The organism is Aquipuribacter hungaricus (genome assembly GCF_037860755.1).
Taxonomy (GTDB): domain Bacteria; phylum Actinomycetota; class Actinomycetes; order Actinomycetales; family JBBAYJ01; genus Aquipuribacter; species Aquipuribacter hungaricus.
The window spans coordinates 1-9,215 of the sequence record NZ_JBBEOI010000149.1; the positions used below are offsets into that span (position 1 = coordinate 1).

Genomic DNA, 9,215 nt, shown 5'->3' on the forward strand with positions numbered 1-9,215 from the left:
CTGCTCGTGCCCGCCGCCGCGGCGTCCGGCGCGGACCCGGTGCCGCCCGCCGCACCCGTGACGACCCAGGCCGCCGCACCCGCCGCCGGCGTGCCGGTCGGCTCGCTCGCCCCCGGCCAGCAGGTCGCGGACGGCAGCACCCGCCTGGTCATGCAGACCGACGGCAACCTCGTCGTCTACGCCGGCGGTGCCCCCGCCTGGCACAGCCGCACCGACGGGCACCCCGGCGCCCGGCTCGTCGTCCAGGGCGACGGCAACCTCGTCGTCGTCGGCCCCGACGCCCGTCCCGTCTGGGACAGCGGCACCTGGGGGCTCGGCGCCACCGACCTCCGCCTGGTGCCCGGCGGCCTCTCGCTCCTGCTGCCCTCGGGCCGGCCGGTGTGGCGCGACGGCACGTGGCTGGCGGCCACCGTCGCGGCCGGGCAGGACGTCGTGCCGGGGGAGCCTGTGCCCAGCCGCGACCGGTCCCACCGGCTGGTGCTTCAGGGCGACGGCAACCTCGTGCTCTACCGCGGGGCGGTGGCGACGTGGTCGAGCCGGACCGACGGCAGCGGCGCCGACGTGCTGCGCCTGCAGGCCGACGGCAACCTCGTCCTGCTCGACGACGGGGCGCCCGTCTGGCACACCGTGACCGCCGGCACCGCCGCGGCGCGGCTCGTCGTCCAGGCCGACGGCAACACCGTCCTGCTCGGCGCCACCCGCCCGGTGTGGGACAGCCGGGGTGCCACGGGCGCCGCGGCCCACCACCTGCGCGCCGGCGCGGTGCCCTCGTGGGCGCTGGCCGTGCCCGACCGCACCCGCCAGGTCCTCCGTGCCGTCCCCTCGACCCGCTGGTGCAGCCAGCGCTGGTGCGCGGTGACCGAGCTCTGGCGCAAGGCCAGCAACGGCACGTGGGTGCAGGAGGCGGCCTACCGCTCCCAGAGCGGTCCCGAGGGCTTCAGCCCGATGCCGCGCCGCGCGGGCGACGGCACGACGCCGTCGGGCGTCTACGGGATCGCGACGACGTTCAGCTCCCACGCCACCCCGCCCGGCCCCATGCCGTGGCGCCGCCGCCTGCCGACGTCCACCGTGAGCGGGAGCGCGGCGTACTACAACACGTGGATCGAGGAGCCCGGCCGGACCGACGGCACGCGCCCGTCCATGGAGTACGGCCTGTGGGTGGACTTCAACAACGCCCGCATGGTGCCCGGGCAGGGGCCGGCGCCGGACCCCCGGATCGGGTCGGGCATCTTCGTCCACACGCTGCCCGCCACCGCGCGCTACATCGCCTCCGAGGGCTGCATCGCCATCGGCGAGCGGACCCAGATGCTCGCGGTGCTCCAGTGGCTCGACCCGGCCGCGCAGCCCCGCGTCGTCCTCGGCACCTGAGCCCGAGGAGCGCGAGGAGCCTGCACCCCATCCGGGACGGCGGCGGCGGCGTACCAGGGGCGCGCCGGCCGACGACGGTCGCGCGCTCCTGACCGCCTCGTGCGGGGCGGTCCGACCCGGAGGATGCACATGCGCCCGACACCCCCCGCCCTCGTCGCCGCTGCCGCCGTCGCGGCAGGCCTCGCCCTGTCCCTCGCCGCGCCGGCCTCGGCCGTGCACGAGGAGGTCCAGGTCACCGGTCTCACCCAGAGCGGCCGGCTCGTCACGTTCGCGGCCGGCGACCCCGGCACCATCCTGTCCACGGTCCGGGTCACCGGCCTGGGCGGCGACCTCGTCGGCATCGACTACCGCCCCCTCACCGACCAGCTGTACGGCGTCGTCCGCGGCGCGGGCGGGGCCGGGAGCATCGTCGTCATCGACGACACCACCGGGCAGGTGCTGTCGAGCACGGCGCTGCGCGGTGTGGACGGCGCCCCGGTCGTCCTGGCCGGCGGCAGCTTCGGCGTCGACGTCAACCCCGCCGCCGACGCCCTGCGCATCGTCTCCGACAGCGGCCAGAACCTCCGCGTCCTGCTGTCCGACCGGGCCGCCGGCGCGCTCGGCACGACGTTCGTCGACGGGACCATCACCCCCGCCGGGTCCGCCGTCGTCGGCGCCGCGTACACCGGCAGCGACACCGACCCGGCCACCGGGACCGCCCTGTACGACCTGTCCGCCGCCGGAGACAGCCTCGTCCTGCAGGACCCGCCGAACGCGGGCGCCCTCAAGCCGGTCGGCCCGCTCGGCCGAGCGGTCGGCGAGAAGGCCGGCTTCGACATCTACACCGAGGGCACGACGAACATCGCCCTGGTCTCCCTCGTCGACCGCGGCCGCGCCACCCTGTCGGTCGTCGACCTCGCCACCGGGGCGGTCAACCCCGCCTCGACCATGGAGATCGGCACCCGCCCCGCGGTCGTCGACATCGCGGTGCCCACGGACCAGTAGGTCCTGCCCGTACGGCCCGACGCACGACGACGACGCCCCCCGGCCGAGCGGCCGGGGGGCGTCGTCGCGCTCGCGGGGGTCCCGCGGGGGCCTCAGCTCACCAGTTCTCGCCCGGATAGATCCCGAACGTCGCGAGCCACGCCAGGTCGTCGGCGGTGTCCACGCGGTACACCCCGCCGGTGCCGGCGCAGCGGGCGTTCATGCCGTACGAGGTCACCGCGACGACCAGGTTGCTGTCGCCGACGAAGGTCGGGCCGCCGGAGTCGCCGCTGCACGTGCCGCCGGAGCTCGCGTTGTTCGACAGCAGCACCGCCGCCCCCGTCTTGAGCGGGTCCTGGTTGATGACCCGCAGCGGCGAGGCCTGCAGCCGCTCGAGCGAGGCCTCGGTCAGCCCGGTCTGGACCGGCTGGGAGCGCTGCAGGCCGTAGCCCACGGCCGTGAAGGTCTGCTTGACGGCACCCTTCCGGGCGAAGAGCGCGTCGAAGTACCCGGCCTCGGGGATCTCGCCGTACTCCTCGAGGACGACCGGCTCGTCCAGCACGACCACGCCGAGGTCGTGGGAGTAGAAGGCCGCGTCGTCGTAGTCGGGGTGGGTGTACGGCGTGCCCTCGACCGACGTCTCGCCGCCGCCGGGGTAGCCGCTGGCCTCCCGGTCGTTGATGTCCTCGTCGAACCAGACGGTCGCGCCGTCGATGCCGAAGGTGCAGTGGCCGGCGGTGAGGAACACCGTCGGGGAGACCAGCGTGCCGCTGCAGCGGAACTGCGGCTCGTCCCCGAGGTCGCCGACCATGATGCCGACGTAGGGGTGCTCGCCGTCGTCGGGCGTGCCGTAGCGGATGGCCTCGGCGGGCGAGGCGACGACCAGGGCCAGGCCGAGAGCGGCCGCGGCCGCGAGGATGCCGGGTCTGCGCATGCGTGTCCTCCGTGTGGGGTCCGGGCCCCGGGACCGGGGCGCCGTCACGCTAGCCGCGGCGGAGAGCCCCGTCGACGGTCTGCACCGGTCCGGCCACCTCGGCCGCGTCGGCCGCCCCGGCCACCTCGGCCACGGCCTGCCGGCACACCGCGAGCAGCCGCTGCCGCAGCGGCGCGGCCCGTCCGGCGAGGTCGCGCTGGGCCGCCGCGTACGCCTGGCGGCCGGTCGGGGTCTCGACCGCGACGGGCTCGTGCCCGTAGCCGCTCACGTCGTACGGGCTCGCGCGCATGTCCAGGGTGCGGGCGTCCCGGGCGAGCTCGAAGCAGTCCAGCAGCAGGTCACCGGGCACCAGGGGGCCGAGCTTCAGCGCCCACTTGAGCAGGTCCATCGTCACGTGCACGCACCCGGCGTGGTCGAGGTCCGGCTGGGCGGCGCGGGTGGGGACCGAGGCGTTGAGCGGCACGGCGGCCTCGGTGAAGAACCGGAACGCGTCGATGTGGCTGCACCGCACCGGCAGGCTCTCGACGACGGCGTCGGTCCCCGCCGGGCCCAGCCGCAGCGGCAGGGCGTGGCGCCGCTCGTCGGCCCGGTAGACCATCGCCCACTCGTGCAGCCCGAAGCAGTCGTGCCGCGCGGGCCGCGACGCGACCCCGCCGAGCACGGCGGACACCCACTCCAGGACCCCCGGGCAGCGGTCGGCGAACGCGGCCGGGTCGGCGACCACCGCGGTGCCGGACCCGGTCGCCGTCTCGCGGTAGCCGGGCGGGACGTCGTCGGTGCCGGTCAGGGCGACCCCGGCGCCGGGGTGCCAGCGCGCGAGCCGGCCCGGGCGCAGCGAGTAGTACGTCCACAGGAAGTCGTCGACGGCGTGGCTCTGCCGGGCCTCGCGTCGCGCCCGGTGCGCGGCCGACAGCCCTGCGGCGCGGGCCTCGTGGGCCTCGCGCAGCGGTCGCCACCCCTCGGGCCCCAGCACCAGCACGGGCAGCAGCCTAGGCAGGGCCGCCGCCGTCCGCCGGTAGCCTGCGGCCGTGCGCATCGCGAGGTACACCGCAGGGGAGGACCCGGTCTTCGGGATCGTCGAGGGGGACCCGGGCGAGGAGCGGGTGCACCAGATCGCCGGCGACCCGATCTACGCCGAGCCGGTGCGGACCGGCGCCGTGCACGCCCTGGCCGAGGTCCGCCTGCTCGCCCCCGTCATCCCGCGCAGCAAGATCGTCGGGATCGGCAAGAACTACGCCGACCACGCCGCCGAGATGGGCGGCGAGGCCCCCACCGAGCCGGCGATGTTCCTCAAGCCCAACACCTCGGTGGTCGGCCCGGGCGACCCCGTCGTCCTGCCGTGGCAGAGCACGCACGTCGACTACGAGGGCGAGCTCGCCGTGGTTATCGGCCGGCTGTGCAAGGACGTCCCGCCGGAGCGCGTCCCGGAGGTCGTGTTCGGCTACACCGTCGCCAACGACGTCACCGCGCGCGACCTGCAGAAGAGCGACCTGCAGTGGGCCCGTGCCAAGGGCTTCGACACGTTCTGCCCGCTCGGCCCGTGGCTGGTCACCGCCGACGAGCTCGCCGTCGACGACCTGGCCATCACCACCCGCCTGGACGGGCGCACCGTGCAGGACAGCCGCACCTCGCTGCTCGTGCACGACGTCGTCACGCTGGTCAGCACCGTCAGCGAGGCGTTCACGCTGCTCCCGGGCGACGTCATCCTCACCGGCACCCCCGCCGGAGTGGGCCCGATGCGCGACGGCCAGGTGGTCGAGATCGAGATCGAGGGCATCGGCGTGCTGCGCAACCCCGTGCGCGACTCCGGCTCGGGGGGCCTGGCGTGAGCCTGCTGCTGAGCGCCGGCACCGACGTGCCCGGCTCGGACGTCCGGGTCCGGTTCTGCCCGAGCCCGACCGGCACCCCGCACGTCGGCCTGGTCCGCACGGCGCTGTTCAACTGGGCCTACGCCCGCCACGTCGGCGGCAGCTTCGTCTTCCGGGTCGAGGACACCGACGCCGCCCGGGACTCCGTCGAGTCCTACGACGCCCTGCTCGACGCGCTGCGCTGGCTGGGCCTGGACTGGGACGAGGGCCCCGAGGTCGGCGGCCCCCACGAGCCGTACCGGCAGTCTCAGCGGCGCCACCTGTACGACGACGCCGTCGCGCGCCTGGTCGAGCGGGGCTTCCTCTACGAGTCCTTCTCCACCCCGGCCGAGGTCGAGCAGCGCCACCAGGCCGCCGGGCGCGACCCCAAGCTCGGCTACGACGGCGCCGACCGGTACCTCACGGACGAGGCCCGGGCGGCGTTCCTCGCCGAGGGCCGCCAGCCGGTGCTGCGCTTCCGGATGCCCGACGCCGACGTCGTCGTGGAGGACCTGGTCCGCGGGGAGGTCCGCTTCCCCGCGGGCACCGTCCCGGACTTCGCCGTCGTGCGGGCCACCGGCGACCCGCTCTACACGCTGGTGAACCCCGTCGACGACGCGCTCATGGGCATCACGCACGTGCTGCGCGGCGAGGACCTGCTGAGCTCGACCCCGCGCCAGGTCGCGCTCTACGACGCGCTGCAGCAGGTCGGCATCGGCAGCGGCCCGCCCCGGTTCGGCCACCTGCCCATGGTCACCGGCGAGGGCAGCAAGAAGCTGTCCAAGCGCGCGCCGGAGTCCAACCTGTTCCTGCACCGCGAGCGCGGCTTCCTGCCGGAGGGGCTGCTCAACTACCTCGCGCTGCTCGGCTGGGGGATCGCCGACGACCGCGACGTGTTCACCCTCGCCGAGATGGTCGAGGCGTTCGACGTCCGCGACGTCGGCTCGGCCCCCGCACGCTTCGACGTGGCCAAGGCCGAGGCCATCAACGCCCAGCACCTGCGCGCCCTCCCGGCCGACGAGCTCGCCCGCCGGCTCGTGCCGTACCTGTCGGCGTACGTGTCCGACCCGCCGACGCCGCGGCAGCAGGAGCTGCTCGACGCGGCCACGCCGCTGGTGCAGGAGCGGATGACCCTGCTCGGGCAGGCGCCGGACATGCTCGGCTTCCTCTTCGTCGACGACGACCGGCTGGGCCACGACCCGGACTCCGTCGCGGCGCTGCGGCCCGAGGCGGCCGACGTGCTCGCCACCTCCACCGCCGCGCTGGTCGACCTGCAGGCCTGGGACACCGCCTCGATCGAGGCGGCGCTGCGGGCCGCGCTCGTCGAGGGCCTGGGCGTCAAGCCCAAGTTCGCCTTCGCGCCGGTCCGGGTCGCCGTGACCGGCCGCCGCGTCTCCCCGCCGCTGTTCGAGTCCATGGCGCTGCTCGGCAAGGAGTCCTCGCTGGCCCGGCTGCGGCGCCTCGCCGAGGTCCTGCCGGGCTGAGCCGGTCGCCGCCGGTCAGGTCAGGGCAGCGCAGAGCTGCCGTTCAGGGCAGCGGCGCCAGCCAGGCGTCGACGGTCATCTCGCGGGTCTCCAGCGGCCGCTCCTCGAGCAGCCGCTCCGGCTCCGTCGTCCGCAGCGACACCACCGGCGGCAGGGTGACGCCGGTGGCGTCGGCGACCGTCTGCGCGCTCGTCAGGTCCCCGACGAGGACCACGGGTGCATACCCGCCGGCCCGGGCCGTCGCGGCGGCGTCGCCGAGCACCTGCCCCAGCGTCGTGCCCGCGGGGGCCGACGGCTCCTCGATGCCGACGAACGGCACCCCGCAGCGCGCGCGGACGACGGGGGCCCACTCCACGCGGGCCCGGAACCCCACCGCGAGGACCGCAGGCCTGGGTCCGGCGTCCTCCAGCGCCGCGCACACCGCGCCGACCGCGGCGACCTGGCCCGTCTCGGTCCGGGCGGTGGCCAGCGGCAGCGTGGCGAGCGCGGTCGGCAGCAGCATCGCCGCGGCGAGCACGGCCGCCGCGGGCCGGGTGCCCCGCCGGCCGGTGCCGACCAGCCACGCCAGCGTCGCCGTCGCCGCGAGGACCAGGTAGGGGTAGGTGACGGTGACGTAGCGCCGGTCCGCCCAGGGGTGGTCCGGCGTGATCGCGGGCCGGTAGAGGCTGAGCACGGTCACTGCGAGGCCCACGACGACCGGCAGGAGCCAGCGCGGCAGCGGCTGGCGCGACAGCACCGCCCGCGTGCCCACCGCGGCCAGCACGACCGAGGCGACGAGCGCGAGCAGCACCGTCACCGGCCCCAGCCACCACACCAGCCAGACGACGCTGTCCTCGGCGTAGGTGCGCAGCCCGTCGACCGGGAGCCCCTGCTGCTGCTGCAGCGCCCCGACGAACTGCTCCATGCCGGGCAGGTACGGCTCCCGGGAGTCCACCAGCCACAGCGGGCGCGAGGCGAGCCCCACCCCGACGAGCGCGACGGTGGCCGCCGCGACCGCCGGCAGCAGCGCGGCCGCCCTCACGGCCGCACGGGGCACCCCGGTGGTGTCCCAGCGCCGCGCGACCCGGCGCCCGAGCAGCAGCGCCGCCGCCGACAGCACCGTCACCACGGCGCCCGCGGCGACCAGGGGCCCGAGGGAGCTGGCCACCGAGGCGACGTAGGGGGAGTCCCACCAGCGGGTGGCCAGGGCCGCGGGCACCCCGGTGAGCAGGGTCCCCACCGCCAGCGGCCCGGCCGCGGGGTGGCGGCGGCCGGCCAGCAGGGCGACGAGCGGGACGAGGAGGACGAGCTCGCGCACTGCGTCGATCCGGACGAGCAGGTGCGCGCCGAGCAGCAGGCCGGCCACCAGGGCGGGCAGGCGGGCCCGCTGCCCGCGGGACGCGGCGGCCAGGACGAGCAGGGTGGCCGCGGTGAGCAGGTACAGCAGCGAGAACGGCTCGGAGAAGGTCTGCCGGGCCACGAGCACGACGGGCTGGGACACGCCGAGCAGGGCCGTCGCCAGCAGCGCCCACCGCGCGCCGAGCAGCTGCGCCGCCAGCCCGGCGAAGGCCGCCAGGGCCAGCGCCGCGACCACGGCCGGGGCGACGAGCAGGCCGGACCAGCCGCCCACCAACCACGCCCCGCTGAGCAGGGCCGGCACACCGACGAGGAACTGCGGCGACACCAGCAGCGTCGCGGAGCCGTCGGCGCCGGTGCCCGGCACGGCGTAGTTGGCGGCGGCGCCGACCCGGACCCACGGGTCCGACGCCGGCAGCCCGAACACGTCCAGGCCCGGGTCGAGCGGCACCCCGCCGTAGCGGGCGAGCGCCAGGGCGTAGGTGGCGTAGGCGCCGGGGTCGCGACGGACCACGAGGTGCTCGCCGTGGGTCAGCGCCGCCCAGGTGCCCAGGCCGGCGCAGAGGGCCAGCAGCAGCAGCGCCGAGGGCCACGGCAGCCGGGGCAGGTCCAGGCGGGGGAGCAGCACCGCGGCGAGCGCGACGCCGGTCGCCAGCGCCGGCGCGGCGGTCCACGGCGACCAGAGGCCGACCTGCTGGGCGCCGCTGGCGACGAGCATGACCGGCAGCAGCGCGAGCGCGACGGCCAGGGGTGCGGCCACGAGCAGGGGGGTGGTCCGCACCGTCCGACCGTAGGCGCTCGGGCCCGCCACGACGGCCGCCACCGCGCGGTTTGGCCGCCCTGTCCCGGTCGGCTACCCTCATCACGTCGCGACCGAGCCCCGGCACGGTCCGTCCCCATGGGGTATGGGGTAATTGGCAGCCCAACTGATTCTGGTTCAGTTAGTCTAGGTTCGAGTCCTGGTACCCCAGCTCGGTAGGACCACCCGCACTCCTGGGGTAGTCTTTCCCGGCCCGCAAGGGCCAGCACCACGGCCACACAGCACGGCCCCGTCGTCTAGTGGCCTAGGACGCCGCCCTCTCACGGCGGTAGCACGGGTTCGAATCCCGTCGGGGCTACACCCACGAAGGCCCGCTCCAGCAGGAGCGGGCCTTCGTCGTGCGCGGGGGGTGACCGGCCGCGGTCCCGCGACGGCACCCCCTCGGCGCTCAGCCGCGCACCGGCCGGGCGACGGCGGCACGCTGCTCGGGGCGGGGCTCCGACCGCTGCTCGGGCCGCTGGTCC

The 9,215-nt window shown here is 76.2% G+C and carries 7 protein-coding genes and 2 tRNA genes; 6 read left to right on the forward strand and 3 right to left on the reverse strand.

All coding sequences use genetic code 11. The features are described 5' to 3' along the window. Positions 1-1,368: L,D-transpeptidase family protein (locus WCS02_RS14035; protein ID WP_340294279.1), on the forward strand; the 1,368-nt coding region annotated here is incomplete at its 5' end. Positions 1,369-1,497: 129 nt separating this feature from the next. Next, positions 1,498-2,352, forward strand: a complete 855-nt coding sequence (locus WCS02_RS14040) for a DUF4394 domain-containing protein (protein ID WP_340294281.1) — start codon at positions 1,498-1,500, stop codon at positions 2,350-2,352. A gap of 97 nt (positions 2,353-2,449) precedes the next feature. Here the strand turns inward: WCS02_RS14040 and WCS02_RS14045 are convergent, their stop codons facing one another. Together WCS02_RS14045 and WCS02_RS14050 are read right to left on the reverse strand one after the other, a co-directional pair. Beyond that, complete coding sequence (locus WCS02_RS14045) at positions 2,450-3,265, reverse strand: S1 family peptidase (RefSeq protein ID WP_340294283.1); 816 nt, start codon at positions 3,263-3,265, stop codon at positions 2,450-2,452. 49 nt (positions 3,266-3,314) lie between these two features. Beyond that, positions 3,315-4,244, reverse strand: coding sequence for a 3-methyladenine DNA glycosylase (locus tag WCS02_RS14050; RefSeq protein WP_340294285.1), 930 nt, complete (start codon positions 4,242-4,244; stop codon positions 3,315-3,317). Positions 4,245-4,293: 49 nt separating this feature from the next. Between WCS02_RS14050 and WCS02_RS14055 the strand changes: the two genes are divergently transcribed. Then, positions 4,294-5,094 carry a fumarylacetoacetate hydrolase family protein gene (locus WCS02_RS14055; RefSeq protein WP_340294287.1) on the forward strand — a complete coding sequence of 267 codons (801 nt, stop codon included), beginning with the start codon at positions 4,294-4,296 and terminating at the stop codon, positions 5,092-5,094. Further along, positions 5,091-6,596, forward strand: coding sequence for a glutamate--tRNA ligase (gene gltX / locus WCS02_RS14060; protein ID WP_340294289.1), 1,506 nt, complete (start codon positions 5,091-5,093; stop codon positions 6,594-6,596). The genes WCS02_RS14055 and gltX overlap by 4 nt, the downstream gene beginning before the upstream one ends. A gap of 43 nt (positions 6,597-6,639) precedes the next feature. On the opposite strand, the gene WCS02_RS14065 is transcribed toward gltX, so the two are convergent. Beyond that, the gene (locus tag WCS02_RS14065) at positions 6,640-8,712 is read right to left on the reverse strand and encodes a hypothetical protein (protein ID WP_340294291.1); all 2,073 of its coding nucleotides are present in this window, start codon (positions 8,710-8,712) and stop codon (positions 6,640-6,642) included. Positions 8,713-8,830: 118 nt separating this feature from the next. On the opposite strand from WCS02_RS14065, the gene WCS02_RS14070 reads away from it, so the two are divergent. Then, positions 8,831-8,902: transfer RNA gene (locus WCS02_RS14070), tRNA-Gln, on the forward strand. A 74-nt stretch (positions 8,903-8,976) separates the two neighbouring features. Continuing rightward, positions 8,977-9,049 (forward strand) — tRNA-Glu (locus tag WCS02_RS14075). Positions 9,050-9,215: the final 166 nt, after the last annotated feature.